This is a genomic window from Arthrobacter sp. B10-11 (assembly GCF_033142195.1).
GTDB classification, from domain to species: domain Bacteria; phylum Actinomycetota; class Actinomycetes; order Actinomycetales; family Micrococcaceae; genus Arthrobacter; species Arthrobacter oryzae_C.
In genome coordinates, this window is the sequence record NZ_JAWMTH010000002.1 from 138,746 (window position 1) to 165,559 (window position 26,814).

The 26,814-nt window shown below is 65.7% G+C and carries 21 protein-coding genes; 14 read left to right on the top strand and 7 right to left on the bottom strand.

Annotated features, from left to right (window positions below):
- Window positions 1-57 precede the first annotated feature (57 nt).
- The 3 genes from RW112_RS06340 (at window position 58) to RW112_RS06350 (ending at window position 3,225) form a co-directional block, all read left to right on the top strand.
- Complete coding sequence (locus tag RW112_RS06340) at window positions 58-783, top strand: SRPBCC domain-containing protein (RefSeq protein ID WP_317780960.1); 726 nt, start codon at window positions 58-60, stop codon at window positions 781-783.
- 43 nt (window positions 784-826) lie between these two features.
- Window positions 827-2,134, top strand: a complete 1,308-nt coding sequence (gene tgt / locus RW112_RS06345; protein ID WP_317780961.1) for a tRNA guanosine(34) transglycosylase Tgt — start codon at window positions 827-829, stop codon at window positions 2,132-2,134.
- Between the two features lie 146 nt (window positions 2,135-2,280).
- The gene (locus RW112_RS06350) at window positions 2,281-3,225 is read left to right on the top strand and encodes a hypothetical protein (protein WP_317780962.1); all 945 of its coding nucleotides are present in this window, start codon (window positions 2,281-2,283) and stop codon (window positions 3,223-3,225) included.
- A gap of 106 nt (window positions 3,226-3,331) precedes the next feature.
- Here RW112_RS06350 and RW112_RS06355 read toward each other — a convergent pair whose 3' ends face one another.
- Entirely contained in the window at window positions 3,332-4,027 is a 696-nt protein-coding gene (locus RW112_RS06355) for a queuosine precursor transporter (protein ID WP_317780963.1), read from the bottom strand.
- Window positions 4,028-4,241: 214 nt separating this feature from the next.
- Here RW112_RS06355 and RW112_RS06360 point away from each other — a divergent pair, with 214 nt between their 5' ends.
- Window positions 4,242-5,084 carry a hydroxymethylpyrimidine/phosphomethylpyrimidine kinase gene (locus RW112_RS06360; protein ID WP_317780964.1) on the top strand — a complete coding sequence of 281 codons (843 nt, stop codon included), beginning with the start codon at window positions 4,242-4,244 and terminating at the stop codon, window positions 5,082-5,084.
- A 122-nt stretch (window positions 5,085-5,206) separates the two neighbouring features.
- Here RW112_RS06360 and RW112_RS06365 read toward each other — a convergent pair whose 3' ends face one another.
- From RW112_RS06365 to RW112_RS06375, 3 genes are all read right to left on the bottom strand, one after another.
- Window positions 5,207-6,499 carry a serpin family protein gene (locus RW112_RS06365; RefSeq protein ID WP_317780965.1) on the bottom strand — a complete coding sequence of 431 codons (1,293 nt, stop codon included), beginning with the start codon at window positions 6,497-6,499 and terminating at the stop codon, window positions 5,207-5,209.
- A 271-nt stretch (window positions 6,500-6,770) separates the two neighbouring features.
- Complete coding sequence (locus tag RW112_RS06370) at window positions 6,771-8,519, bottom strand: pyruvate dehydrogenase (RefSeq protein WP_317780966.1); 1,749 nt, start codon at window positions 8,517-8,519, stop codon at window positions 6,771-6,773.
- Window positions 8,520-8,809: 290 nt separating this feature from the next.
- Window positions 8,810-10,204, bottom strand: a complete 1,395-nt coding sequence (locus tag RW112_RS06375) for an MFS transporter (RefSeq protein ID WP_317780968.1) — start codon at window positions 10,202-10,204, stop codon at window positions 8,810-8,812.
- Between the two features lie 256 nt (window positions 10,205-10,460).
- Between RW112_RS06375 and RW112_RS06380 the strand changes: the two genes are divergently transcribed.
- From RW112_RS06380 to RW112_RS06390, 3 genes are read left to right on the top strand one after another with little or no spacing between them, the layout of a single operon-like run.
- Entirely contained in the window at window positions 10,461-11,129 is a 669-nt protein-coding gene (locus RW112_RS06380; RefSeq protein WP_317780969.1) for a response regulator transcription factor, read from the top strand.
- The gene (locus RW112_RS06385) at window positions 11,126-12,559 is read left to right on the top strand and encodes a HAMP domain-containing sensor histidine kinase (RefSeq protein ID WP_317780970.1); all 1,434 of its coding nucleotides are present in this window, start codon (window positions 11,126-11,128) and stop codon (window positions 12,557-12,559) included. The genes RW112_RS06380 and RW112_RS06385 overlap by 4 nt, the downstream gene beginning before the upstream one ends.
- Window positions 12,556-13,596 (top strand): TAXI family TRAP transporter solute-binding subunit, encoded by a 1,041-nt coding sequence (locus RW112_RS06390; protein ID WP_317780971.1) that lies wholly within the window; start codon window positions 12,556-12,558, stop codon window positions 13,594-13,596. The genes RW112_RS06385 and RW112_RS06390 overlap by 4 nt, the downstream gene beginning before the upstream one ends.
- Window positions 13,597-13,780: 184 nt before the next feature.
- Here RW112_RS06390 and RW112_RS06395 read toward each other — a convergent pair whose 3' ends face one another.
- Window positions 13,781-15,268 (bottom strand): helix-turn-helix domain-containing protein, encoded by a 1,488-nt coding sequence (locus tag RW112_RS06395; protein ID WP_317780972.1) that lies wholly within the window; start codon window positions 15,266-15,268, stop codon window positions 13,781-13,783.
- A 182-nt stretch (window positions 15,269-15,450) separates the two neighbouring features.
- Here RW112_RS06395 and aceA point away from each other — a divergent pair, with 182 nt between their 5' ends.
- Both aceA and aceB read left to right on the top strand, forming a co-directional pair.
- Window positions 15,451-16,782, top strand: a complete 1,332-nt coding sequence (gene aceA, locus RW112_RS06400; protein WP_317780973.1) for an isocitrate lyase — start codon at window positions 15,451-15,453, stop codon at window positions 16,780-16,782.
- Window positions 16,783-16,850: 68 nt separating this feature from the next.
- Window positions 16,851-18,515, top strand: coding sequence for a malate synthase A (aceB, locus tag RW112_RS06405; protein ID WP_317780974.1), 1,665 nt, complete (start codon window positions 16,851-16,853; stop codon window positions 18,513-18,515).
- A 219-nt stretch (window positions 18,516-18,734) separates the two neighbouring features.
- On the opposite strand, the gene RW112_RS06410 is transcribed toward aceB, so the two are convergent.
- Together RW112_RS06410 and RW112_RS06415 are read right to left on the bottom strand one after the other, a co-directional pair.
- A complete protein-coding gene (locus tag RW112_RS06410; RefSeq protein ID WP_317780975.1) occupies window positions 18,735-19,928 on the bottom strand; it encodes a CynX/NimT family MFS transporter in 1,194 nt (397 codons plus the stop codon).
- An 83-nt stretch (window positions 19,929-20,011) separates the two neighbouring features.
- On the bottom strand, window positions 20,012-21,244 hold the full coding sequence (locus RW112_RS06415; RefSeq protein WP_317780976.1) for an ROK family transcriptional regulator: 1,233 nt from the start codon (window positions 21,242-21,244) through the stop codon (window positions 20,012-20,014).
- 206 nt (window positions 21,245-21,450) lie between these two features.
- On the opposite strand from RW112_RS06415, the gene RW112_RS06420 reads away from it, so the two are divergent.
- From RW112_RS06420 to RW112_RS06440, 5 genes are all read left to right on the top strand, one after another.
- Window positions 21,451-22,560 carry a Gfo/Idh/MocA family oxidoreductase gene (locus tag RW112_RS06420; protein ID WP_317780977.1) on the top strand — a complete coding sequence of 370 codons (1,110 nt, stop codon included), beginning with the start codon at window positions 21,451-21,453 and terminating at the stop codon, window positions 22,558-22,560.
- Complete coding sequence (locus RW112_RS06425) at window positions 22,557-23,480, top strand: hypothetical protein (RefSeq protein ID WP_317780978.1); 924 nt, start codon at window positions 22,557-22,559, stop codon at window positions 23,478-23,480. The genes RW112_RS06420 and RW112_RS06425 overlap by 4 nt, the downstream gene beginning before the upstream one ends.
- A 106-nt stretch (window positions 23,481-23,586) precedes the next feature.
- Window positions 23,587-24,909 (top strand): ABC transporter substrate-binding protein, encoded by a 1,323-nt coding sequence (locus RW112_RS06430; RefSeq protein ID WP_305939671.1) that lies wholly within the window; start codon window positions 23,587-23,589, stop codon window positions 24,907-24,909.
- A gap of 13 nt (window positions 24,910-24,922) precedes the next feature.
- Window positions 24,923-25,900 carry a carbohydrate ABC transporter permease gene (locus RW112_RS06435; protein WP_305939670.1) on the top strand — a complete coding sequence of 326 codons (978 nt, stop codon included), beginning with the start codon at window positions 24,923-24,925 and terminating at the stop codon, window positions 25,898-25,900.
- Window positions 25,900-26,793: a carbohydrate ABC transporter permease gene (locus tag RW112_RS06440; protein ID WP_305939669.1), complete on the top strand. Its 894-nt coding sequence runs from the start codon at window positions 25,900-25,902 to the stop codon at window positions 26,791-26,793. The genes RW112_RS06435 and RW112_RS06440 overlap by 1 nt, the downstream gene beginning before the upstream one ends.
- Window positions 26,794-26,814 lie beyond the last annotated feature (21 nt).

A 26,814-nucleotide genomic window follows, 5' to 3' on the forward strand; every position in this document is an offset into this window, starting at 1 on the left:
GCAGGCCGTATCCGTTTGGCCCTACCCGGCAGGCGCCGGGAGTTGTAGATTCACCCCATGACGAACAATCTGAGCGTTGTGATCAACTCCGATGCGCAGCAGGTTTGGACAATGCTGCGCGAACCGGCAAGAGTTGCCCAGTGGCACGGCTGGGAGGCCGACGACCTTGCCGCCGAAATCAACGAGATCTATTTCAAGGACACCGTGGTCGAAGGCCCGGACCACACCAGCCTGACCGTGGACGGAGGGGACGAGTTCTCCCTGAAGCCCGTTCCCACCGGCACTGAGGTAAGCGTGACTCGGGCGGCCCTGGACCACAATTCCGAATGGGCCGCCTGGGACGAGGACATCACCCAGAGCTGGTTGACGTTCCTGCAGCAGCTCCGCTTCGCCCTGGAACACCACCCGCACGGCAAGCGCCGCACAGCCTTCTTCTCCGTTCCGGGCGGGGACGGCTCGGCGATCGACAAGCTCGGCCTCCGGGACATCCCCAAGCCGGGTGAGCCGTACTCGCTGACACTGCCCACCGGCGAAGAGATCTCCGGCAAGGTCTGGTACCGGACCAACCACCAGGTGGGGCTCACGGTGCACAGCTACGCCGAACACGGCGACGGCCTCCTGATCGTGGCCGACCAGCCGCCCATTGCCGAAGTGAGGCCCGACGGCGGATCCATGGTGATCATCTCCACCTACGACCTGGGGGCGCACCGGCTCGAGGAAATCCGCAGCAGCTGGGACAGCTGGCGCGCTGAGAACTATCCCACATCGGACCCCGTGCACTGACGCCGGGCTAAGTTTCCCCGGAACAAGCTGGCACACTTGAACCGTGCCAGCCAATACTGAACCCCCACTCCCGTCTCTCGAGCCGGGTGCCGCTGCCCTGCAGTCCGAGTTTTCCTTTACCGTGGGCAAGCGGCTGAGCGAGACGTGCTCGCCGGCGCCGGATCAGGTGGCCGCCAACGGCGGGGAATTCCTGGGCCGGACCGGCACCATCAGCACTCCGCACGGCGAGATCCAGACGCCGGCGTTCATCGCCGTCGGCACCAAGGCCACTGTGAAGTCAGTGCTGCCCGAGTCCGTTGCCGAACTCGGCGCACAGGCGGTGCTGGCCAACGCCTACCACCTGTACCTCCAGCCGGGGGCGGACATCCTGGACGAAGCCGGCGGACTCGGTGCCTTCATGAACTGGCGCGGGCCCACCTTCACGGACTCCGGAGGCTTCCAGGTCATGAGCCTGGGTTCGGGGTTCAAGAAGGTCATCGACATGAAGTCTGTTGATTCCTCGGGGCCGGATGACGCCGTCGCCCCCGGCAAGGAACGCCTGGCCCATGTGGACGAGGAGGGCGTGTGGTTCAAGAGCCACCTCAACGGCGACAGGCACCGCTTCAGCCCCGAGATCTCCATGAACGTCCAGCACCGGATCGGCGCGGACATCATGTTCGCCTTCGATGAGCTCACCACGCTGCAGAACTCCCGCGGCTACCAGGAGGAGTCGCTGGAACGCACCCGCCGCTGGGCCGAACGCTGCCTTACCGAGCACTTCCGGCTGACATCCGAGCGGGCAGGCAAGCCATACCAGGCGCTCTTTGGCGTGATCCAGGGAGCCCAGTACGAGGACCTGCGGCGCAAGGCCTGCCGGGACCTCGGTGCCATGAACTTCGACGGCTTCGGCATCGGCGGGGCGCTGGAGAAGGAGAACCTGGGCACGATTGTGCGCTGGTGCAACGAGGAACTGCCGGAGGACAAGCCGCGGCACCTGCTGGGCATTTCCGAGCCGGACGACATCTTCACCGCGATCGAGAACGGTGCGGACACCTTCGACTGCGTCTCCCCCACCCGGGTGGCCCGCAACTCGGCGTTCTACCACCCTGACGGTCGGTTCAACCTCTCCGGCGCCAAGTACAAACGCGACTTCGGTCCGCTGCAGGAAGGCTGCGACTGCTACGCCTGCCTGAACTACTCCCGGGCCTACATCCACCACCTGTTCAAGGCCAAGGAAATGGTCTCGGCAACGCTCATCTCCATCCACAACGAGCGCTTCGTGGTGAAGATGGTGGACGACGCCCGGCTTGCCATCGAGGCCGGTAGCTTCTTCGACTTCAAGGCCGAGACCCTGGGGCGCTACTACTCCTAGGGGAGGGCACCGCCGTCGAAATCGCCGGAAATGTGCGACGTCGCCGGAAGCCTACGGCGATCTCGCAGGGTTCCGGCGAGTTCGCGTTTTCCACATAACGCCGGCGGGGCCTCCCGGGAGATTCAGCGGTGCCGGAAGCTAATCCCATGCCTCCTCACACCACCCCCACTCTCCCGGCGACAGGCAACCTCTGGCGCACGGACCAGCTCATCGACCTCGGCTTTGGCTCGCGGTCCATCAAAGCCCTGGTGGACACGGGTTCCCTTGTCCGGCTGCGCTACGGCTGCTATGTCCGCGCCAGCACTTGGAACTCCCAGTCCCCTCGCGTCCGGAGCCGGCAGTTGATTTACGCCCATGCGCACGGAACACGTACGACGTCGGCAGGCGGCTTTGCCTACAGCCACACTTCCGCCGCACGGCTTCACCGCCTCCACCTCTGGAACGTGGATGACGTAATCCATCTTCTACAGCGCGTGCGCCCGTCGAGTGAGCGCCACGGCAAGGATGTGCAGTGCCATACGCGCCCGTTCGCCCACAACGAGGTGACATTGGTGGGCGGCCTGCCGACCACCTCGATAGAGAGGACAGCTGCGGATTGCTGCATGATGCTGAACTATCGGCAAGCGCTCATCGTGATGGACCACGCTCTGCGCCTCGGCGCCAACCGGTCATTGCTGCAGGAAATGGCGGATTCACTGGACGGGCGGCGGGGTGTCCGGACTTTCCGTCGAGTCCTGGCCGCAGCCGACCCCCGCTCGGAGTCCCCCGGCGAGACGCTGACCCGGGAACTGATCCTCCGACTGAAGATCAGACTTCCGGAGCCGCAGGTTGAGGTCACGAGCCGAGCCGGGAGGCACCGCCTGGACTTCGCTTGGAAGGAGGAGAAGGTCGCTTTGGAGTTCGACGGCAGGCTCAAGTACTTCGACTTCCAGCCCACCGACGAAGTGCTCTTCCAGGAACGTCTCCGCGAGAAGGCATTGACGGAGGAAGGATGGCTTTTCGTCCGGGTCGAGTGGAAGGACCTGTTCCGGGAGCAGGAATTCAAGAACCGTGTCCTCCGGGCCCTGTCCGGCCGCCCACGTATGCCCTGAGCCCGCGGCTCTTTGTTCCGAGTTCGCCGAAACGGTGCGAACTCGCCGCAAACTTCCGGCGAACCGGCACGTTTCCGGCGACTTCGGCGACTGGGAGCCGGGAAGCCTACGCCCCGTAGCTCGGTTCGCGCTTCTTCACCCAGCCGATGGCAAGCGAGGTCAACGGCACAAACGCGAACTCCACCAGGGTCTTGTAAAGGAAGCCGACCACCACGTAGTTCACGAAGGTGCCGAAGTCCGTGATGCCGATGACCGACGCCGCGATGCTGCAGAAGATGAGCGTGTCCACAAATTCGCCGGCCACCGATGAGCTCATGATCCGGGCCCAGAGGGATTTCTCGCCCGTGCGGGCCTTCATCTTCACCAGGATCCAGGAGTTGATGGTCTGGCCGGCCAGGAACGCCAGCAGCGAGGCGAGGACAATCTGCGGAACCGGCCCCAGCGCGCCCTCGAGGGCGGCCTGCTTCGAGGCGCCGAACTCGTCGTCAAAGCCGGGCAGCGCGATGATCACCCAGTAGCAGGCGGAGGCGAAGACGGACAGGGCAAACGTGGTGATGATGGCCTTGCGCGCCACCTTGAACCCGTAGACCTCGCTGATGACGTCGCCCAGAATGTAGGCCAGCGGAAAGAGGAAAAAGCCGCCGTCCGTGATGATCGGGCCGATCGCCACACCCTTTGATGCCCCGATGTTGGACAGGATCAGCACCACTGCCATGCAGGCCAGCATGATGCCGAAGTAGGGGGAACCGATCGAGGCGAATTTCGGCGCCGCGGAGGCGGGGAAAGTCTTGGCGGAAGTCATGGGTGATCCATTCGGAGTGGTTCGCGCGGCTGCCCGGAAAATCGCGGTGGCGATCGCTGCAGCGGCCGGCTGTATTAGCACTGGGAGGGTTCCCGCGACGTGCGTCCGCCGGAACCGTCTTCCATTCTCGCACCATTGCGCTGAACACCCTCGAATGGTCAGATTGGTCGAACGCACAATGCGGCCCCGTTGGGCACGGTGGCAGGATGGGTGGATGACTTCCGCCACTGTTGAGACCTTCCCCGCCGTCGCCCTGACCATTGCCGGCTCCGAGGCGACCGGCGGTGCCGGCGCACAGGCCGACCTCAAGACGTTCCAGGAACTGGGTGTGTTCGGCATTGCCAACCTGACCTGCATCGTCTCCTTCAACCCGAAGGACAACTGGAACCACCGTTTTGTCCCCGTGGACCAGCAGGTCATCGCGGACCAGTTGGAGGCGACGACGGCGGCATACGGCGCCGCTTCGGGCGCGCCGTCCGTTCTGGATACCGTGAAGATCGGCATGCTGGGCAGCCCGGCCACCATTTCGACAGTCGCCTCGGCGCTGGCCGCCAACGGATTCGCCAACGTGGTGCTGGACCCGGTGCTGATCTGCAAGGGCCAGGAGCCGGGCCACGCACTGGACACGGACCAGGCACTGAAGGCGCAGATCCTGCCGCTGGCCACGTTTGTCACGCCCAACCACTTCGAGGCCGAGTCACTGTCCGGCCTGCAGATCACGGACGTCGACTCCCTGACGGCCGCAGCCATCCGCATCCACGAGCTGAGCGGCGCGGCAGTGCTGGCCAAGGGCGGCGTGCGCCTGGCGGGACCCGACGCCGTCGACGTTTACTACGACGGCGACACGCTGGAAATCCTCTCCGCCCCCAAAGTGGGCGACGTGGCAGTGTCCGGAGCCGGCTGCTCCCTGGCCGCCGCCGTGACCGCCGAGCTGGCCAAGGGTGCATCCCCGCTTGAGGCTGCCCGCACGGCGAAGGAGTTCGTGACTGCCGGGATCCGCAACCGCGTCGCCTCCGGCGCGCCGTTCGACGCCCTCTGGCAGGGCGGCCCGCGCTAGCCCTCCCCACCCCCACGACGCTCTCTCACTTTCCGCACGAAAACCCACAACGCTCTCTCACTTTCCTCAAGAAGGTGAGAGAGCGTTGTGCATTAAACGGCAGGATCTGAGAGAGCGTCCGATCAGGAACGGGGATCGGCCATCGTTCCCATGAACAGCGGGAGCCCGGTTTCGTTGTGCACGATCTGGTAATGGAACGGCCGGTCGAAGACGATAGTCCGCTCGGGCTGCGGCGGCGCACTGGTCACAGCTCCGTTGATCTGCGTGACGGCGGCGGCAACGGTGCCTTTTTCGGCGACCGTGATGTTCGCAGCCTGCGCGGCCTGGGTGATCATCATCTTGGGCTGGATGTTGTTGAAGTCCTCGGTGGTTGCCAGCGTTTTCTGCAGGCCAAGCGACTCAAACACCTTCCGCAGGTCAAAGCTGCACTTGTGGTCCCAGCGGGGCAGCTGGATCTGCACGGTCTCTAGTGGCGCAGTATCAAAGGTGTCCGCAATCTCCGTGAGCTTGGCGGCGTCGAAGGCCGCGGAGGAGGGGCGGGATCCTTCAGCGGCGCCGGAATCCGGCAGGACCAGGCGCATCACGAACCCGTCGGCGTAGGGAAGGTCCACACCCTGCCAGCCGGCCCCTTGCGCGTACTTCATCTTCAACTCGTTGTGCATTGCAGGCGCCTCGATTTCGTCGCCGGCAGCTGTGGTGAAGGGCAGATCGGAGGTGTCATTCGGGTCAAACGGCGCACTCCAGGCGGACGCGAAGTACAGGGAGTTCAAAAGGCTGAATGTGTTCCTGGGGTCGTATTCCGCGGGGGCTTCCTTGATCCGGCCGCCGGTGTTCCTGTTGACCCAGGCATCGATGGCGGGTTTCGTTGTACCTTTATCGCTGAAGTCCACTGGATACACACCGGTTCCGTAGTGCCGGGCCAGAGTGTCCAGGAAGGACTCACCGGTGGGCACCCCTTGGTCCACGAACAGCCCGTTGGCGGCATGCATGACCGGTTTCCGCGGCGGGTTGTCCTCATCAACTGTGCCGGGGTCGCCGTCGAACTTCTCGAGTGAGCTGAGAAGCGCGTTCATGGCCTCATCGCGGTTCTCCAGGGGAAGTTGCAGGACGCTGTCCATCTCCGCGGCCGTCCCGCCCGACGCGCCGGAGCGAAGCATCGCGAGCGCAATCAGCAGGCTCCCGGGCGAGGACACCACGTTCCCGTTGGAGGCGACGCCCCCGTCGGCCAGCAGTGCCTCGCCTAGCCCGAAAGCGGAGGCCCGGAAGGAGCGCAGTTCAGCAGCATAAGCCGCGCGGTCCACCGAAACCCGCTCCACGCCGTCGGCCTTCAGCAGCTCCGGCGCCGACGCCGAACATGCGGTGAGCGCCACCAGGGCGCCGGCCGTAGCGATCCTGGCCACGCGGAATGTCTTCATTTTCTCCCCCTTGGACCTGCCCCTTGGACCTGCCCCTTGGACCTGCCTTGCCGGCGCCTGGCGGGAATCCGCCCGTCTTCCTTCAGTCAACCAGCCTGCCCGCGGCAGGACGATGCCCGTAGGGTCACGGTTTGCGGTCGTTTTGGTCTCGCCCCACCAACGCTCTCCCACTTTTCGCAACGATTCCAGCAACGCTCTCCCGGTTCCTTCGCCGCGGTTACGTGCCGCCGTCGGAAACGAACGACGGCGGGACTCCGCCGTAGTGCCCCGCCTACCGCCGGGGGATGTTGCGCAGGTTGCTCCGCGCCATGCTCACGGCCTCGCCGGCACCGCGGTTGAGGACCACCTTGGACATGGCGGTCGCAAAGCCCAGGACCTGCGAGCCGGTGATCTTGGGCGGAATGGAGAGCGCCTTCGAGTCCGTGATGAGCTCCACGAGCGAGGGTCCCGGATGCGCAAAGGCCTCCCGGTAGGCGTCCTCGATGCGGGCAGGGTCGGTGACGCGGACGGCGTGGAAGCCGAGGGCGCGGGCGACGCCGGCGTAGTCGGCATCGGGGACGTCCACGCCGAAATCGGGCAGGCCGTCCACCAGCATTTCCAGTTTCACCATGCCCAGCGTGGAGTTGTTGAACACCACCACGTTGACCGGGAGCCGGTGCGCCGCAAGGGTAATGAGCTCGCCCAGCAGCATGGACAAGCCGCCGTCCCCGGACACCGAAATGACCTGGCGGCCGGGGTAGGCCAGCTGCGCGCCGATCGCGTGGGGCAGGGCGTTGGCCATGGAACCGTGCAGGTAGGAGCCGATCAGCCGGCGGGTGCCCAGCGGGTTGATGTACCGCGCAGTCCAGACGTTGCACATCCCGGTGTCCGCCGTGAAGACTGCGTCCTCCGCCGCCACCTGGTCCAGGAGGGACGCCGCGTACTCCGGGTGGATCGGCTGCTTCTTTTCCACCTTGCGGGTGTACGCGCCCACGGCCTTGTTCATCAGCCGATCGTGCTTCTTGAGCATCTGGTTGAGGAAGCGCCGGCTCTTCTTCGGGGTGAGCAGGGGCTTCAGCGCGGCAAGTGTGGGCAGCACGTCGCCATGGACGGCGATGTCGACGTCGGTCCGCCTCCCCAGCTTGTGGGCGGCCCGGTCCACCTGGGCTGTGCGGGTCCCGGGAAGGAACTGGTCGTACGGAAAGTCGGTGCCGAGCAGGATCAGCAGGTCCGCGTCCTCGATCCCCTCGGCGGCGGCACCGTAGCCCAGCAGCCCGGTCATGCCGATGTCGTACGGGTTGTCGTACTGCATGAAGTCCTTGCCCCGCAGCGAGTGGCCGATCGGGGCGCCGATGACTTCCGCGAGGGCCACCACTTCGTCATGGGCGCCCTGGGTTCCGGCGCCGGCAAAGATGGCGACCTTGTCCGCTGCGTTGATTGCCTCAGCGAGTTCGCGGACGCTCGCGGCGTCGGGAATCAGCGTGGCGCGGCGGAACGTCGCCGGCAGCGGAGTCTCGCCGGTCGCTTCCAGGCCGGCGATGTCGCCGGGAAGGGTGACGACGGCGACTCCCCCGAGCCCGATGGCGTGCTGGATGGCGCTGTGCATGACCCGCGGCGCCTGCTCCGCTGTGCTGACAAGCTCCGAGTACACCGAGCATTCGTTGAACAGACGGTCCGGATGGGTTTCCTGGAAGAAGCCGCTGCCGATCTGCTTGCTCGGAATGTGCGAGGCGATGGCCAGGACCGGCGCTCCTGAGCGGTTGGCGTCGTACAGGCCGTTGATCAGGTGCAGGTTGCCGGGACCGCAGGAACCGGCGCAGACGGCCAGGTTGCCGGTCAGCTGGGCTTCGGCCGCGGCGGCGAAGGCGGCTGCCTCTTCGTGACGAACGTGGATCCAGTCAATGCCGCCCTGCCCGGAGCCGCCGGTCTTGCGGACGGCGTCGACGATCGGGTTGAGGCTGTCCCCCACGATTCCGTAAATTCGCTGCACGCCGGCAGCCTGGAGTTGTTCAATGAGCTGGGTGGCGAGTTCCTTGGCCATGAGTGCACACTCCCGCGATCAGGTTGATGGGCTGACACGGCCAATATAGTCCGCCCACCTGAACGCTCCGTCAGCACAAGGCACCGGACGCTCTCTCACTTAACGCAACAAAACCCTGGACGCTCTCTCACTTAACGCAACAAAACCCTGAACGCTCTCTCACTTTCCATAAGAAAGTGAGAGAGCGTCCGGGGTTTTCCTGCAGGATCTGAGAGAGCGTCCTGGGGTGGTGGGGGACGACGGCGGGCGGGCACCCGCCGTCGTACTTTCACTTCCGTGCTGAACCGGGATCAGACGTTGATGAGGTCCTTGTCCTTGTCGTCGTCCTTCGCGGGCTTCGTCCAGGCGTCGCCCTGTTCGCGGTCCAGGTGGGTGGCCTTCTTGTTCTTGAGGGCGAAGACGTAGACCACCAGCGAGATGGCGATGGCCACGGTGACGTACGTGAAGAACAGGTCCACCCGCTCGGCCTTCTGGAACGCGGCGCCGATCAGTGGGACCGTGCCGCCGAAGAGCGAGTTGGCGATCGCGTAGCCCAGGCCGACGCCGAGTGCGCGGATGGACGCCGGGAACAGTTCCGCCTTCACCAGGGCGTTGATGGACGTGTAGCCGCCAACGATGAAGAGGCCGCCCATCATGAGCAGGAACGCCGTAAAGGGGTCCTTGGTGTTGGAGAGCGTTGACAGCAGGGGCCAGGTGAAGAGGACACCGGTAATACCGAACCACAGCAGCAGCGGCTTGCGGCCCACCTTGTCCGAGATCATGCCGTAGACGGGCTGCAGCAGCATAAAGATGAAGAGGGCCCAGAAGTTGATCACCGAGGTGTCGGTCTTGGCGATGCCGGATGTATCGTTCATGAACTTCAGGATGAAGTTGGTGTAGGTGTAGAACGCCACCGTGCCGCCGAGGGTGACGCCGATGCAGACCAGGAGGGGCTTCCAGTACTGCGTGAAGAGCAGTTTCATGGTGCCCGGCTGTGCCACGCCCGCGGCTGCCGGGATCTTGGCGGCCTCCACCTGCTCCTCGGAGACGGTTTCCTCCATCGAGCGCCGCAGCCACAGGACCACCAGCGCAGCCACGCCGCCAATGGCGAACGGAATACGCCAGCCCCACTCAGTGAGGTCGCCCTTGGGCATGGCATTCTGCAGGATGACCAGGACCAGCAGTGCCATCATCTGGCCGCCGATCAGAGTGACGTACTGGAAGCTGGAGAAAAAGCCGCGGCGCTTGGACGTGGCGGCCTCGGACATGTAGGTGGCGCTGGTCCCGTATTCGCCGCCCACCGAGAAGCCCTGGACCAGGCGGATGAGGATCAGCAGCACCAGGGCCCAGACGCCGACCTGCTGGGTGGTGGGCAGGATCGCGATGGCGAAGGATCCCGCGGACATCAGCGTCACGCTGAGCGTCAACGCCGCCTTGCGGCCCTTGCGGTCGGCATAGCGGCCGAAGAACCAGGCGCCGATGGGGCGCATCAGGAACGACGTCGAGAAGACGGCCATCGCCTCAAGGCCGGCCTGCAGCTCGTCCTTGGAGTTGAAGAAGTGGGACTGGAAGTAGGCGGCAAAGACTGTGTAGACGTAGAGGTCGTACCACTCCACCAGGTTGCCGGCCGAGCCTTTGAGGATGTTGCTCACGGCCCGGCGGGTCTGGGCTGCCTCGCTCTGGATTTCTGCTTGCTGGGTGCTCATCGCTGAACCTTCCTGGCCGGCGCCGCCACAGCGGCCGGGCTTGCTTTCCTGCTGTCCACGGCAACGTTGCCCATGGTTCCTCCTCGACATTGATGGTCCTGGGCAAGAGCCGGGGACCCCGTCCAAGCTATTGGTGATCCACCGCACAGCCAACGTGGAGGGGGAATTCCTAACAGTTCCTTAGGTTTCGCCGGTACAGGGGATAATCTCCACAGCGGGTGATCGAAGTTGCCCCGTCAACGGACAGGACCAGGGAATGGATGTGCTCATCGTCGAGGACGACGACGCCATGGCGTCCGCCCTTGACGCTGCGGTGGTTTCCGCCGGGCACAAGGCCTCCCGGGTTGCCCGCGGGGCTGACGCGCTCCTGGAACACCGGCGGTTTGAGGTCATCCTCCTGGACCTGGGCCTGCCGGACATGGACGGCCTCGAGGTGCTGCGAAAGCTCCGCCAGGTCACGGCGGTCCCGATCCTCATACTCACTGCCCGTGACGATGAACGCAGTGTGGTGCTTGGCCTGCGGTCGGGAGCCGATGACTACCTCGTCAAGCCGGTGAAACTGATTGAGCTGCTGGCCCGCATCGAAGCCGTGGCACGGCGTGCGGTCCGGGCAAGGGACAGCAGGCAGCGCAGCATCGTCCTCGGGGAACTCGAGGTGGACCTTGAACGGCGTGTGGCCGCCGTCGGCCCCAAAGTCCTGCCCCTGACGGCCACGGAGTTCGACCTCCTCGCCCTTCTGGCGAGGCACGCAGGTTCGGTGGTCACCCGGGAGCAGATCCTGGACGCGCTGTGGGGGGATGCCTTCGTGGCATCCTCACGGTCCCTTGACGTCCACCTGACTGGCCTCCGGGCGAAGCTCCAGCTCCCCGGCTTCATCATCAATGTGCGTGGTGTGGGTTATCGGGTCGAGGCGGATCCTGCGTGAAGCTGCGCGTTCTCGGAATCCTGAGTGTGCTGTCCGTCCTCATCGTCATCTTCGCCTCCACGGCCATCCTGACCTCGGCCAGCCGGGAGCTCACCCAGGAGCTCCAGATCAAGCGGGCGGCTGCCCTCAACAGGCTTGCGCAGGTGGCCTTCGATGCCGCGACCGACGGTGAATCCACCCAGCTGCAGACCGAGATGGACAGATACTCGGAGCTGTACGGCGAGGGGGTGCTGATCCGCCTCCAGCAAGGAACCCTGCGCTCGGGCGGCCTGAGCGAGGACCGGGCGGACGTCCGGGACGCTGTTGCCCGGGCAAAGCTTAACCTCGGCGACACCACACTCAGTCCGCTCCAGCCGTTCGGAACCGGTTCAGAAGTGATTTCACGGTCATTTGGCAGTGCCAGCCAGGTTCTTGGCGAGGCGGTGCTTGAGGTCAATCTGGACGCGGCCCGGCAGAAGCTGCGTGAACGGTGGCTCCTCGTCGGCGTAGCCGCGGCCGCCCTCGCCGCCGTGCTCCTCCTGGGCGCCGCCCGCGTGACACGCTGGGTGCTGCGTCCGGTGCACCGCCTGAATTCGGCCGTGACGGAGCTTGAGGCAACAGGCCGGGCCGGCCGGCTTCCGGAGGACGGGCCACCGGAGCTGCGCGAGCTGAGCCGTTCCTTCACCAGGATGGCCCGGACGGTCAGCGACAGTATCGACTCCCAGCGCCAGCTGATTGCCGACACGTCGCATCAGCTGCGGAACCCCGTGGGCGCCCTGCGTTTGAGGATCGACCTACTGCAGCTTGAACTGCAAACTGCCCGCGAACACCAGGCGGCGGCCGGAGTGGTGGCAGAACTGGAACGCGTGGAGGAGATCCTGGACGGGGTGCTGAGGCTGGCCGCGGCCGAGCACCGGGCCTTCGAAGACTCTGCCGGCGGCCCACCGGGGACAGCTTCACCGGGGCTGCCCGCCGTCATTGATCCCTACCCTGTCCTGCAGGAAGAAACCGAACGGGCGGGACCTGCGGCCCGGCGAAGCGGCTCTTCCGTCCTGCTGGAAGATCCGCCGGACCCTTCGGCTCACATCTCCTGCAACGCCGCCGAGCTGGCCCAGATGGCGGGGGAACTGATCAACAACGCCATCAAGTACGCCGCCGGCTCCCGGATATCGGTGGCAGTCCGCGTACGCCCGGACGCCGTTGCCGTTGAAGTTTCCGACGGCGGCCCCGGGCTTTCCGCCGAAGAGCGGGCTGCTGCCACCAACCGGTTTTGGCGGTCCCCGCAGCACCGGGACATCCGCGGCAACGGCCTTGGCATGACCATCGTGGACAAACTGGCCGGGGCCAACGGGGGCCGCTTGCTGCTGGCGGAAGCCTCCCCGCACGGCCTGATCGCGAGCATCGAGTTCCCGCACGCCGCGGCTTCCCCGGGGCCGGAGGCCGCTTCATGACCGTGACTGGCCTGACCGGAGACCTCCCGCCGCGGAGAACCGCCCTCAAAGCCGGCCTGGCCGCAGGTCTGGCGGGGCTGGCCGGGCTGACGATCCCGGTCCTGAACGCCTGTACTGCTGAGGACAATCCAGGCACCGTGACTGTTGCCGGGGGTGAGCCGGGAGGCTTCTACCTTGAATTCGCCACGCTGCTGGCCCAGTCCCTCCGGCGGCACGGGGTGGCCGGCAATGCGACAGCGCTGACTACCGGGGGCAGCCTGGACAACTTGGAGCAGCTGCTGACCGGGCAGGCCACGTTCGCCGTGGCGCTGGCCGATGCCGCGGCCGGGAGCGTGGCAGCTCACGGCACGTCGGCAGCCGGAATTACGGCCATCGGAAGAGTGTACGAAAACTACGTCCATTGCGTCGTCCGGAAGGCCAGCGGCATCCGCAACCTCACGGAACTGGCAGGCAGAACCGTGGCTGTCGGTGAGCCCGGTTCAGGGACGTCACTCACCACTCCGCGCCTGATCAAGGCTGCCGGGCTGGTTTCGGTTGCCGAAGGTGCAACCCCGGCCGCCGGCGTCGCCGCCCCCGGGAAGACCGTCGCCGTCCTGAACCTCGGACTCAATGCAGGGCTGGCCGCCCTGCGGAACGGGTCCGTGGATGCGCTGTTCTGGTCCGGCGGAGTGCCGACAGCCGCCATTGCCGCCACCCACGGGGACGTCGGGCTCGGGTTCCTGGACCTCTCCCCGCTGTTGCCGGCGCTGCGGACCACGTACGGCACCTTCTACGACCGCGTGCTGATCCCGGAAGGCGCCTACGAGGGAATTCCGGCCATCTGGACTGTTGGGGTGGCGAACCTGCTCCTGTGCCGGAGCGACCTGGATGACCGCACCGTGAAGAAGACCGTCGAACTGCTGGTGGACCACGCCGAGGAACTGATCCCCCGTTCCAGCCTGGGAGTCCAGTTCCTGAGCCCGGAATCGCTCATCAACACGGCCGGCCTGCCGCTCCACCCGGCGGCAGCCGACGCCTACCGGGAGCTGCACGGCTAACAAACGCTCTCTCACCTAATGCAACAAATACGGCAACGCTCTCTCACTTTCCTCAAGAGAGTGAGAGGGCGTTGGCCAAAAAGCTGCAGGAAGTGAGAGAGCGTCCGGGGACGGACGACGGCGGTGCCGCACCTCAGTCCCGTAAGGAACCGACGACGGTGCCCGGCCGCCGTCATCAGCCCCCTCAGCTCCCCGAGTGGGCCTGCAGGAAGCTGTACACCTCGGTCTCGTCCACGCCGGGGAACGCGCCGGGCGGCATGGCGGCCAGCAGGTGCGAATGGGCCCGGGCGGAGGGCCAGGCGTTGCCCGCCCACTCCGAGGTCAGCGAGGCCGGCGGACGGCGGCAGCAGTTCTCGTCCGGGCATGTGGACTTGGACCGCTCCGTGGTTTCCCGACCGCGGAACCACTTCACCTGGGCATAGGGAACGCCAACGGAGAGGGAAAATTCGCCCGTGGCGGAGCGTTCCGTCCGCGCGGTGCACCAGTAGGTGCCGGACGGGGTATCCGTGTACTGGCTGTAGGCACTGAACTTGTCTGGCACGTCGAACACCACACGTGACGTCCAGTTCTTGCATGACGGCTGGCCCTCAATGGCGCCGGTGTGATCCTGCGGGAACGTCACGCCGTCGTTCTCGTAGGCCTTGTAGATGATGCCGCTCTTGTGGGTCTTCTGGAAGTGGGTGCGGATGTCCAGGTGCTGCGTGGCCAGGTTCGTGAACCGGTGCGCGGCGGTCTCGTAGGACACGGCGAAGGCGTCCCGGATGTCCTCCACGGCGATTTCCTTGGCCTGCTTGGCCTTCTGCAGGAACTCCACAGTGGCCTGCTCCGGCAGCATCAGCGCGGCCGCGAAGTAGTTCGTGGCCACGCGCTGCATCAGGAAGTCCCCGTAGTTGGACGGCGTCTGGTGGCCCAACACGTAGTGTCCCAGGGCCTGCAGCAGCACGGAACGGGGGTCGTGATCGGTGCGCTGGTTCTGCGTGAGGTAAATTCTGCGGTTCTTAAGATCCGTCACGGATCGCGTCGAATGGGGCAGATCGCCCACGTGGTGGAGGCTGAAACCGAGGTGCCCTGCGATGTCCGCAATGACGTGGTGGGACAGCGGGCCGCTGGTGTGCCCCACCGACGCCAGGACCTTCTGTGCTTCCGCCTCGTATTCCGGGAAATAGTTGTTCCGCTCGCGCATCATGGCACGCAGCGCACCGTTGGCGCGGCGGGCCTCTTCCGGGGTGGCCGCCTGCTCGTTGAGCCTGCGCTCCAGCTCGTGCTGCAGGCCCACCATGGACTCCAGCACATCCATCGGAAGCCGCGAGCTGATGCGGATTTTCGGCAGGTTCAGGGACTCGTAGAGGGGACTCCGCTGGTAGCGTTCCAGCTCGATCTCCAGCGCCGCGCGGCGGTTCGGCGGCTCCGCCCCGAGCAGCTGGTCAATGCTTACGTTCAGGGCGGCCGCCAGCTGCTGCAGCAGTCCCAGCTTGGGCTCCCGCTTGCCGTTCTCGATCAGGCTCAGCTGGCTCGGCGCGGTGCCGACGGCGGCGCTCAGGTCATCAAGGGTCATCGCCGCCGCTTTGCGCAGGTGTCGGACGCGCCGGCCGAGGCTGATGACGTCCAGTTCAGGGGTGGCAGGGGACGACGGCGGGGTTGCGGCTTTGCGGTTCCAGCTCGTAGGCGACATTTATTGAGCATACGCGAAGAAGTGCATTTCTTTCCATGGTTTTCATCTAGCAACCCTCTTGAAAGTGCAGAAAAGTAGATCTCACGGAAAGAAACACCGCACCGGTCCAGCCGGTCCCCCACTGCAACGGCGCAGGAAAGGGACCGGCCAGGACAACCCGGAGCACAAACAAGGAGACAAAGATGACTGCAGCATTTGAGCCCACCCAGCAGACGCCCGCAGAGCAGGCCGCCGCCCTGGAGCTCGAGTGGGCCGCCAACCCGCGCTGGGAAGGTGTGACCCGTGACTACAAGGCTTCGGACGTCGTCCGCCTCCGCGGCCGAGTCTCCGAAGAGCACACGCTGGCCCGCCGCGGTTCCGAGAAGCTCTGGAAGCAGCTCACCGAAGAGCACAAGACCGGCGGCTACACCAACGCCCTTGGCGCCCTCACCGGCAACCAGGCCGTGCAGCAGGTCAAGGCCGGCCTCCGCGCCATCTACCTCTCCGGCTGGCAGGTCGCCGCCGACGCCAACAACTCCGGCCACACCTACCCGGACCAGTCGCTCTACCCGGCCAACTCCGTTCCCACCGTGGTCCGCCGCATCAACAACGCCCTCCTCCGCGCCGACCAGATCGAGTTCTCCGAAGGCATCCAGACCGTCGAGGACTGGATGGTTCCGATCGTCGCCGACGCTGAGGCCGGCTTCGGCGGCCCGCTCAACGCCTACGAGCTGATGAAGTCCATGATCCAGGCCGGCGCCTCAGGCGTTCACTGGGAGGACCAGCTCGCTTCGGAGAAGAAGTGCGGCCACCTCGGCGGCAAGGTCCTCATCCCCACCCAGCAGCATGTCCGCACCCTGAACGCGGCCCGCCTGGCCGCCGACGTCGCCGGCACCCCGTCGGTGGTCATCGCCCGCACCGACGCCGAGGCAGCAACGCTGATCACCTCTGACGTCGATGAGCGCGACCAGGAATTCATCCTCCGCGAAGGGGGACAGCCGGTTCGCACCCCGGAAGGCTTCTACAAGGTCCGTAACGGCATCGAACCCTGCATCGCCCGCGCCAAGGCCTACGCCCCGTACTCCGACCTCATCTGGATGGAGACGGGCACCCCGGACCTCGAGCTTGCCAGGAAGTTCGCCGAGGCCGTCAAGTCCGAGTTCCCGGACCAGATGCTCTCCTACAACTGCTCGCCGTCGTTCAACTGGCGCAAGCACCTGGACGACGCCACCATCGCCAAGTTCCAGCGTGAACTCGGCGCCATGGGCTTCACGTTCCAGTTCATCACCCTGGCCGGTTTCCACGCCCTGAACTACTCGATGTTCGACCTCGCCCACGGCTACGCCCGTGAAGGCATGAGCGCCTACGTCGAGCTCCAGGAGAAGGAATTCGCCTCCGAGTCCCGCGGCTACACCGCGACCAAGCACCAGCGCGAAGTCGGCACCGGCTACTTCGACGACATCGCTACTGCGCTCAACCCGAACGCATCCACCCTCGCACTGGTCGGATCGACCGAAGAGGGCCAGTTCCACTAATTCTTCCCGTTCGACGGCGGACCCTGGGTCCGCCGTCGAACTCCCTTTTCGTCTTTAAGGAGACAGAAATGAACAGCTTCACTGACAACTTCACTATCAATGGCATAACTTTGACCGCGCAGCCGATTTGCCGGCAGGGCGAGGTTCTTACTCCGGATGCTTTGGCATTTGTGGCCAAGCTGCACCGGGCCACGTCGGCTCGCCGGCAGGAGCTGCTTCAGGGCCGCCGGGACCGCCGCGCGCTGATCGCCAAGGGCCAGGACCCGCGGTTCCTTCGCGAGACCGAGTCCGTCCGGAACGATCCGAACTGGCGCGTGGCTCCCCCGGCTCCGGGCCTTGAGGACCGCCGCGTCGAAATCACCGGGCCGGTGGACAAGAAGATGACCATCAACGCGCTGAACTCCGGCGCCAAGGTGTGGCTGGCCGACATGGAAGACTCCTCCACGCCGTCGTGGCGCAACGTCATCCAGGGCCAGCTGAACCTGACGGACGCGCTGGAACGCCGGATCGACTTCACCTCCCCCGAGGGCAAGGACTACAAGCTGCGCCCCGCCGGCGAACTGCCCACCATCGTGGTCCGTCCCCGCGGCTGGCACCTCCCGGAAAAGCACATGCTCATCGACGGCGAACCGATCGCCGGCGGCATCGTGGACTTCGGCCTGTACTTCTTCCACAACGCGCGCCGCCTGCTGGCCCAGGGCAAGGGTCCGTACTTCTACCTGCCGAAGATCGAGAACCACCTCGAGGCACGCCTGTGGAACGACATCTTCATCCTGGCGCAGGACCTGCTGGGCATCCCGCAGGGCACCATCCGCGCCACCGTGCTGATCGAGACCATCACGGCCTCCTTCGAAATGGAAGAGATCCTCTACGAGCTCCGCGACCACGCGGCAGGCCTGAACGCCGGCCGCTGGGACTACATCTTCTCCATGATCAAGAACTTCCGCACCCGCGGCCCCCGCTTCGTCCTGCCGGACCGCGTGCAGGTGACCATGACGGCCCCCTTCATGCGCGCCTACACCGAGCAGCTGGTCCGCGCCTGCCACAAGCGCGGCGCCATGGCCATCGGCGGCATGGCCGCAGCCGTCCCCAACCGCAAGGACGAGGAAGCCAACGCCATCGCCTTCGAGAAGGTCCGTGCGGACAAGACCCGCGAGGCCGGCGACGGCTTTGACGGTTCCTGGGTGGCGCACCCGGACCTGGTTCCGGTGTGCCGCGAAGTGTTCGACGGCGTCCTCGGCGACCGCCCGAACCAGCTGGAGCGCCTCCGCGAGGACGTCACCCCGGACGACCGCGCGCTGCTGGACATCGCCTCCACCACGGGCACCATCACCGAGCAGGGCATCCGGAACAACATCGAGGTGGGCATCCGCTACATCGAATCCTGGCTGCGCGGCAACGGGGCCGTGGCCATCCACAACCTGATGGAGGACGCCGCCACCGCGGAGATCTCCCGCTCGCAGCTGTGGCAGTGGATCTACTCCCACGCCATCACGGACCACGGCGAAATCATCACGCGAGAGTGGGTGGAGGACCTGCTGGATCAGGAGTTCACCCGGCTGGAACGCTTTGAAGGCGACCGTTTCGCCGACGCACGGGACATCTTCGAAGAAGTGACCCTGGCCGATGCGTTCCCCACGTTCCTGACCCTGCCGGCCTACGCCCGCTTCCTGCATGAAGCCCGGGACCGCTCCGAAGAGCCGGTCGAGGACGCGGAGCTCGTGGCCGCCTAGGACTCCGAAGAGTTTCCGTTCGCCGGGCGGCCACGCCCTTCGCAACAGGCACCCCGAAATCCGGGGCGGCGGCCCGGCAACGGAAGAACCATCAAGCGCGAACGGACAGTTGAGGCCCTCGTTTGAGGGACTCAACTGTCCGTTCGCGCTTTTGGTGTGGGGCTTAAGTGTCCGTTCGCGCTCGGGGGTGGGGGTGACGGACGACGACGGCGGGACGCGTCAGCGGGTCTTCGGCACCTTCCGCACGGAGAGCGTCGTGCCCAGGAGGAACGCTGAAACGGAGACAAGGATCAGCAGCAGCGGGTTGGTCCAGGACCCGGAGAGCCCGTGCACGTAGCCCAGGAGCGTCGGAGCCGCAGCACCCACCGCGTAGCCCACGCCCTGGACAACGGCGGACATCCGGCCGGCTGAGGCCTGGTCGCGGGCCAGTTTGATGATGGCGATGAAGATGACCGTGATGCCGCCGCCCTGCGCCGCGCCGCCCACCGAGGACCAGAGCCACCACAGTTCCGGGGCCAGCAGCAGTCCAAGGGGAACGGTCAGCCACATCAGGCCCAAGGTGACCGCCACCGTCGTCGTACTGGCAAACCTGGCCACCATCGGAACACCGAGGCCGCCCACAATGGCGAGGATCTGGAACAGCGAAGATCCGGCGCCGGCGGCGGAGGGCGCCATGCCCAGTTCGTCGGTCAGGAAGGTGGGCAGCCAGGCTGTGACGCCGTAGTAGGAGAAAGCCTGCCCCGCAAAGCCCGCCGTCAGCCCAACCGTGATCCAGCGGGACGCCGGCTTGCCGCCTGCCGGACGCGGGTCGGAGTCCCCGGCTGCGGCCGGAACGAAGGCCTGCCGGCCTGCCGCCATCACCCAGAATACGATGGCGGCCAGGGCGAAGAGCCCGCTGGCGGCCAGCGAAAGACGCCACCCGGCCAACTCGGCCAGCGGCGCAGTGACCACCGAGGTCACGGTGGATCCGATGTTCAGGGCCGCAGTGTAGATGCCCATGGCCGTCCCCTGGCGCTGCGGAGAGAAGTCCCGGCGGATGATCAGCGGCACGGCGATGTTACCAATGGTGATGGCCACGCCAATGATCGCGGTTCCGAACAGCACCAGGCCGCCGTTGCCGGCGGAGCGGACGATGACCCCGGCCAGCACGCCCAGCAGCGTGAGCATGATGGCGAATTCCGCCCCGACTTTCCGGCCCGCAAAGGAGGCAAGCGGTGCTGCCAGCGAGAAGCACAGCACGGGAATGCCGGTCAGCAGGCCCAGTTCCACCGGGGAAAATCCGAGGTCCTGCTGCATTGGGCCGACCACTGGCGCCACGGCCACGAACGGGCCTCGCATGTTCAGCGCAATGAGTCCGATGCTCGCCAACAGGATCCAGCCGCGCGGAATCCTGGCGAGGATATTCGCCGTCATACGGCGGGCTGCGGCTTGGTACGGGAGCTGGAAATCGGTTTCATCATTTCATTGCTATCATGGCCGCCGCCATATGACGGGCGTTATCCCGTGGCCTGCAGGGTGGCTTCTATCACGGCAGGGGACAGCACGTGCTGGGTGACCATCTGGCTGGCGCCAAGGATCGCGGCCTGGTCCCCGGCCATCGAGAGCGCTATCCGCAGGTGTGACGTGGCCAGCGGCAGGGACCGCCGGTAAACCACTTCCCGCACGCCGGCCATCAGGTGGTCGCCCGCCTGGCCGAGGCTGCCGCCGATCACGATCACGGACGGATTCAGCAGGTTGACCACCATGGCCAGCACATCCCCCACGTCCCGGCCCGCCTGCCTGAGCGCCTGGATCGCCTGGAGGTTGCCCTCACCCACGAGCCTCAGGACATCGCCGCCCTTCTCCGCCGGAAGGCCTTGCCGTGCGAGTTCCCGCGCCACAGCGGGGCCCGATGCCAGCGCTTCGAGGCAGCCGTAGTTGCCGCAGCGGCACAGGACCTCGTCGCCGCGCGGAACCCGCACATGGCCCAGGTCTCCCGCTGTTCCGTTGGCGCCGCGCTGGAGTTCCCCGCTGCTGATGATGCCTGCACCGATGCCGGTGGCCACTTTGATGAAGAGGAAGTTCTCGTGTTCGGGCCAGTAGGCGGTGCGCTCGCCGAGAGCCATGATGTTGACGTCGTTGTCCACCAGCACGGGGACCGGGAGCGAGCGCTGGACGTAGCGGACCACGTCGAATCCGTCCCAGCCGGGCATTATGGGCGGCTTCACCGGCATGCCGGTGGCGTGCTCCACCGGGCCCGGCAGACCGATCCCGATGCCGGCGAGGTCCGCAACGGTCCGGCCTGCTTCGGTGAGGAGTGTCTTGCCTTCCTCCACCACGCGGCCGAGGACCGCTTCGGGTCCGTCGGCGACATCCTGGGCAAGGCGCCGCTCGGACAGGACATTGCCGCCGAGGTCGGTGACGGCAATGATCACGTGGGTGGCGCCGACGTCGACTGCCAGGACGGAGCGGGCGGCGGGGTTGAAGGCAAAGCGCGACGGCGGCCTGCCGCCGCTGGAGCTTGCCTCACCGGCAGGCCCTACGAGCCCTGAGGAAATCAGGGCATCGATGCGGGCCGCCACAGTGGACCGCGCCAGGCCGGTGGTCAGGGCCAGTTCGGCCCGGGTGCGGGCCTTGCCGTCGCGGAGCAGCTGGAAGAGATCGCCGGCCCGGGAAAGGCTCCCGGCACCCTCGGGGGCGGTATCGGTTCCGGCGTCTGTGCCGGTTTCTTTTCCAGACGTTGGACTCATGAGTCAGTGATAGCACGAAGCGCTTATGCATGTCACTCCACCGAAAGATTGGCGATAACTTTTCAACTTTTGCTTGACGATCGACAAAAGTAGTTCTAGCTTGATCTGTGAGCGGTGTCACCAATCCGAAGCATGATCCGGACCGGCAGCGCCGAGAAGCTCCAGGCATTCCGAAACGCTCCAGCTATTACAAAGAGGTAAGCAACTTGTCGAGCCAAGCACAGGCATCACCGGCCCTCCTGGGTGTCGGCATTCTCGGCGCAGGGCCCGTTACCCAGGCAATCCACCTGCCGTCCCTGGCCCGGCTGGGCAACATCCTCGAAGTCCGCCACATCATGGACGTGGACCCCGCGGTAGCGGAGGCCGTGGCCGGCCGGGTCGGAGCGAACTTCAGCACCAGCATGGAAGAGCTCCTCGCGGACCCGGCAGTGGACATCGTGGCCATCTGCAGCCCGCACCAGTTCCACGCAGCACAGGTCATCGCCAGCTGCCGGGCCGGCAAGAAGGCCGTGCTGTGCGAAAAGCCGTTCGCCATGAGCGGTGAAGAGGCAGCCGGAATCTCCGCCGTGTCAGCCGAAACCGGCGTCCCGATCATCGTGGGCGCAATGCACACCTTCGATCCGGGCTGGCTTGCAGCGGAGGACGCCTGGGGCGACCTCCCGGAGCAGGTGCACACCGTCCGGTCCTCGATCGTCCTTCCGCCCAACCCCCGCTTCGAGGACTTCGCCACCGAGATCGTGGGCCGCGTTGCGCTGACCGGGTCCGACACCACCGACCCCGAAGTCATCAAGGCCATGCTCACCGGCGGCGTGATGGGCCTGGCCATCCACGACCTTCCCCTGGTCCGCCGCTTCACCCCTGACTTTGAATCGGTGGAGGTCCTCCACGCCGAAATCGTGCGCCCCTTCGGCTACGTCATCTCCCTGCAGGCAGGAAGCGTCACCATCGAGCTCCGCGCCGCGATGAATGCCACCTGGGAACCGTCCTGGGAGTTTGAGGCAATCGGCGACGACGCCGCCCTGAGAATCGACTTCACCCCGTCCTACGTCCACGCCGGCTCGGCAACCGCCCGGATCCTCTCGGAAGGGCGTACCACTGTCCTTGGACCCTTCGGCCACAACGGCTACGAGGGCGAGTGGCGCAAATTGGCTGAACTTGCCAGCGGCACCGGCCAGCCGCCGTCGGCCGAAACGCTGATCCATGACCTTGAGTTCGCGCTGGCGATCGCCGACGCGGCCGCAGGCCGTATAGACGCAAACCCGGTTGATGCTGGCAGCGCCGCCAGCTCCCCCGCAGACCAGGAGGTCAACGCATGACCACGCAGCTGTCCGTGTACGCGGATCCGCAGGCTGAAGCAGCAGGTGCGGTGTCCGCCGTCGTCGCTTCCCTTCCCCTGTCCTTTGGTCCGGCTCCTGATGGGCCGGCTGTGTCCGCGCCGGATGTCACCGCCGTCGCCGGCCATGCGGGCTGGACCGGCCGCTCGGCCGACGCCATCCGCAACGGAGCAAAAGGGGTGGTGGTGTCCGGGCCGGTGGCCGAAGATCCCGCCGAACTCATCGCCGTGGCCGATGGGGCTGGCTCGGTGGTGGTGCTGGACCAGCAATGGGCCGGCAACACGGCACTGGCCCCCGCCGCCGGCAACGTGCACAGTGTCATCGCCGTGGCCGATGGGGCTGGCTCGGTGGTGGTGCTGGACCAGCAATGGGCCGGCAACACGGCACTGGCCCCCGCCGCCGGCAACGTGCACAGTGTCATCGCCACGGCCCTCCAGGACGCCGTCCTGCTCGACTCGGTTGCCGTCGCCGCGCCCGGCACGGATCCGGTGCACCTGCTTACGGATCAGCTCGCCGTCCTGGTGCAATGCGGGATCACTGTGCGGAACGTGCGGATGGTCCAGCAGAACGGGAACGGTTACACGGTTGCGGGCGTCCTTGCCGGCGGGGTGCCCGTTGCGCTGCAGGGCATCCTCACCTCCGCGCTGCCTGCCACCGCAAGCCTCACGATCCTGACCTCGGCCGGCCGCGCCGACGTCGTCCTGCCGGATCCCGCAGCGGCGTGGCCGGCCAAAGTCCGCGCAGTAACCGCAGAAGGAGCGACGACGCTTCCCACACTGTACGAATCGTCCCACCGGACCAGCTGGTCGAGGGCCCACTCGCATATTTCTTCCGGGATCCCGGCCAACGACCTGACGCAGTTCACCAGCGTTATGTCACTCCTTAGCCAACTCACCAGCTAGACAGCCCTACCGATCCACCAGCAGTTCAGTTCCTCAAGTCACTATCCACTCATTGTCGAGAAGGGCCCGGGCATTCAGTCACTCCGGGCCTTGAAAGGAAACCATCGTGTCTACCAAACCTTCCATCGCTTCCTCCGCCTTCTCCCGGCGGGGGTTCCTGGGCTTCGCTGCCGCCGCGGCCTCCGCGCCCCTCCTGGCCGCGTGCGGCGGCGGCTCCGCTTCGCAGGGCGGTGGCAGCGCGGGTGGAACGATCAAGTTCTGGGACATGCCGTGGGCCACCCCGGCCTACAACGACGCTGCCAAGAAGCTCGCGGAAGGCTTCTCCGGAGCCAACAGCAAAGCCAGCTACCAGATCATCCAGTGGAACAACTTCTACCAGACCTTCTCCTCGGCCATCGCGTCCAAGACCGGGCCGGCAGTGTCCACCGGCGGCGGCTTCCAGGCCTTCCAGTTCGAGCAGCAGGGCCAGATCGCGTACGCCGACAAGGTCATTGACAAGCTAAAGGAGAACGGACAGTTCGACGACTTCCTGCCGGGCGTCCTGGACCCGTTCAAGTCAGACAAGGGCTACGTGGCGGTTCCGTGGCAGCTGGACATGCGGGTGTTCTGGTACCGGAAATCGCTGTTCGAGAAGGCCAACGTGGCACTTCCCACCGACTGGCCGTCCCTCCTCGAAGCCGGCAAAGCACTCAAGAAGGTCGGCGCATTTGGCTTCACCACCGGCGCAGGCTCAGGCAACAACTACGGCAACCACTCCATGATCATGATGATGGTCAACAACGGCGGCGGCGTCTTCAACAAGGACGGCGAGCTGGACCTGATGAACGACCGCAACGTGGAAGCGATGGAATTTGTCCTTGAACTCGTATCCAACGGAATTGTCGATCCTGCGGCGGTCAGCTACACCACCGACAACATGTCCGCACAATGGAAGGACGGCAAGGCCGGATACGGCCTGTTCCAGGTCAACGTTCCCCAGCGCGTCGGTGACACGTCCGGAGACCTGCTGGTGGCTGACCCCATCACCGGCCCGCACGGGGACAAGGCCACCATCGTGTTCCCGAACAACATCATGATGTACACGAACACACCCTCGCAGGAAGCATCCGAGGCCTTCCTGGTGTACTACCTGGGCCAGCTCAAGGAACTGTGGAAGCAGAAGCTGATGTCCGCCCTGCCGGTTTTCAAGTCGATCACGGAACTCCCCGAATTCGCCGATGATCCCAACAACGTCAAGATCGTCAAGGACTGGCAGCCCATCGCCAAGACCTTCGCGTCCCAGGGCAACACCCTCAACGCCAACCTCGCGGCCCTTGACGGCGGCCAGGCATTGAACCAGTTCAGCCAGACGATCCTGACCGGCAAGGCCGATGCCAAGACGGCGCTGCAGACTTTCCAGTCCGGCCTCGAATCGGTCCTGAAGAAGTAGAACGGTACCTGCCATGTCATCCACCACAGCACCGTCAGGCCTTGCCCGGGCCCGCCGCGGGCTTGCCCCCGGCGGGCCCGGGGCCGGGTCCCCGGACCCCGGGCACGTGAACCGCAAGAGCAAACTCTCGGCCCAGGCCACCAGGACGTTCTTCTGGCTCCTGCTCCCCTCCGTTGTCCTTCTGGTCCTGATCCACGGTTACCCGCTGATCCACGCCGGCGTGCAGGCCACCCACGACGGCGACCTGCTCCAGACCGGAAACTTCGTCGGCGGCGAGAACTTCGCCACCGTCCTGTCCTCGCCGGCGTTCTGGAAAGCCGCCCAGTTCACCCTGTGGTTCACCATCGTCGGCGTCTTCGGCTCCTGGCTGGTGGGCCTGGGCCTGGCCCTGCTGCTCCGCACCAAAATCCCCGCCGGCGCAACGTTCAAGGTCCTGCTGCTCCTGCCGTGGGTGGTGCCGATCGTGGTGTCCTCCACCGCGTGGAACTGGCTCGTTGCCACCCCGGACAGCCTGATCCCGTCCCTTTTCCGGAACCTCGGCCTGGGCACGCCGCTGTTCCTGGCCGATCCCAACCTCGCCGCCATCACCGTGATGGTCTTCAAGGTCTGGGTCAGCTTCCCGTTCATGATGATGATGATTTCAGCCGCCCTGGCTTCCGTGGACACCACCGTCTACGAAGCCGCCAGCATGGACGGTGCCACCCGGTTCCAGCAGTTCACCCAGATCACGTTGCCGCTGATTGCCCGCTCCACTTACATCTCGTGGATCCTCATGACCATCTTCTGCGTCAATGACTTTCCCACCATCTACCTGCTCACCGGCGGCGGCCCGGTCAGTGCCACAACCTCCCTGGTGGTCCTGGCCTACCGCACCGTCTTCCAGGACTTCGCCACGGGTCCCGGCGTGGCCATTGCCTTCCTCATGACCATGACCCTGGTGGTCATTTCCGTTCTCCTGTACCGCCAGATCCGAAAGTCGAGCGTCGAATAATGAGCGCAGCAGTCCACGCCCATCCCGAGTCCGGCCCCGTCCTCGGCGTCGCCGGCCCCGCCAAAGCCCGCCGCACACTCTCCGAAGCCGGCGACCGCGGCCAGTGGTGGCGGTTCGTTGCCATCCTGGTCATCACCGCCATCGTCCTCGTCCCGATCATGGTCACCGTCATCCTGGCCTTCACCCCGGGTCCGACCAGCACCACCACCGGCCTGACCTTCGAGAACCTCGCCAGCGTCTTCTCCGGAACGTTTGCCGCCACCTGGCTGCAGAACAGCCTGATCACCACGCTCTCCACGGTGGTGGTCTCCGTAGCCGTCGCCGCGCCTGCCGGCTACGTCCTTTCCCGCGGACGCAGCAAGGCCGTCTCCGGATACTCCCTGCTGCTGTTCGTTATGCAGTCCCTGCCCATCATCACCTCCGTGGTCCCGCTGTTCATCCTCTTCGCCGGCATGGGACTGGTGGACAACCTGCTGGGCATCACCATCATCTATGTGGGCTCCACGATGACCGTTGCCACGTGGATGATGGCCGCCTACTTCGACTCCATCCCCATCAGCCTTGAAGAAGCGTCCTGGATCGACGGCTGCTCCGTGTTCGGATCCTTCACCAAAGTGGTCCTCCGCAACAGCCTGCCCGGCATCCTCTCCACCGCGATCTTCGCGTTCCTGCTCGCCTGGAACGACTACCTCGTGGCCATCGTGTTCCTCCGCTCCAACGAGATCTTCACCCTGCCCATGGGCGTGCAGTCCTTCTTCCAGCAAAACGCCACCGACTGGACCTCCGTCATGGCCCTGGCCGTGGTCATGATGCTTCCGCCGGTCATCGTCTTCGCCACCCTGAATAAATACTTCAGCGTCGGCGGCATCGGCGGATCCCTCGCCGGCCGCTAGCCGTCCGCTTATCAATTTCCG

Excerpts from the sequence above, each read along its gene's own strand:
- RW112_RS06340 (WP_317780960.1), top strand. The coding sequence starts at position 58 with ATGACGAACAATCTGAGCGTTGTGATCAACTCCGATGCGCAGCAGGTT.
- RW112_RS06350 (WP_317780962.1), top strand. The coding sequence starts at position 2,281 with ATGCCTCCTCACACCACCCCCACTCTCCCGGCGACAGGCAACCTCTGG.
- RW112_RS06355 (WP_317780963.1), bottom strand. The coding sequence starts at position 4,027 with ATGACTTCCGCCAAGACTTTCCCCGCCTCCGCGGCGCCGAAATTCGCC.
- RW112_RS06360 (WP_317780964.1), top strand. The coding sequence starts at position 4,242 with ATGACTTCCGCCACTGTTGAGACCTTCCCCGCCGTCGCCCTGACCATT.
- RW112_RS06365 (WP_317780965.1), bottom strand. The coding sequence starts at position 6,499 with ATGAAGACATTCCGCGTGGCCAGGATCGCTACGGCCGGCGCCCTGGTG.
- RW112_RS06370 (WP_317780966.1), bottom strand. The coding sequence starts at position 8,519 with ATGGCCAAGGAACTCGCCACCCAGCTCATTGAACAACTCCAGGCTGCC.
- RW112_RS06375 (WP_317780968.1), bottom strand. The coding sequence starts at position 10,204 with ATGAGCACCCAGCAAGCAGAAATCCAGAGCGAGGCAGCCCAGACCCGC.
- RW112_RS06380 (WP_317780969.1), top strand. The coding sequence starts at position 10,461 with ATGGATGTGCTCATCGTCGAGGACGACGACGCCATGGCGTCCGCCCTT.
- RW112_RS06390 (WP_317780971.1), top strand. The coding sequence starts at position 12,556 with ATGACCGTGACTGGCCTGACCGGAGACCTCCCGCCGCGGAGAACCGCC.
- RW112_RS06395 (WP_317780972.1), bottom strand. The coding sequence starts at position 15,268 with ATGTCGCCTACGAGCTGGAACCGCAAAGCCGCAACCCCGCCGTCGTCC.
- aceA (WP_317780973.1), top strand. The coding sequence starts at position 15,451 with ATGACTGCAGCATTTGAGCCCACCCAGCAGACGCCCGCAGAGCAGGCC.
- aceB (WP_317780974.1), top strand. The coding sequence starts at position 16,851 with ATGAACAGCTTCACTGACAACTTCACTATCAATGGCATAACTTTGACC.
- RW112_RS06410 (WP_317780975.1), bottom strand. The coding sequence starts at position 19,928 with ATGACGGCGAATATCCTCGCCAGGATTCCGCGCGGCTGGATCCTGTTG.
- RW112_RS06415 (WP_317780976.1), bottom strand. The coding sequence starts at position 21,244 with ATGAGTCCAACGTCTGGAAAAGAAACCGGCACAGACGCCGGAACCGAT.
- RW112_RS06425 (WP_317780978.1), top strand. The coding sequence starts at position 22,557 with ATGACCACGCAGCTGTCCGTGTACGCGGATCCGCAGGCTGAAGCAGCA.
- RW112_RS06435 (WP_305939670.1), top strand. The coding sequence starts at position 24,923 with ATGTCATCCACCACAGCACCGTCAGGCCTTGCCCGGGCCCGCCGCGGG.
- RW112_RS06440 (WP_305939669.1), top strand. The coding sequence starts at position 25,900 with ATGAGCGCAGCAGTCCACGCCCATCCCGAGTCCGGCCCCGTCCTCGGC.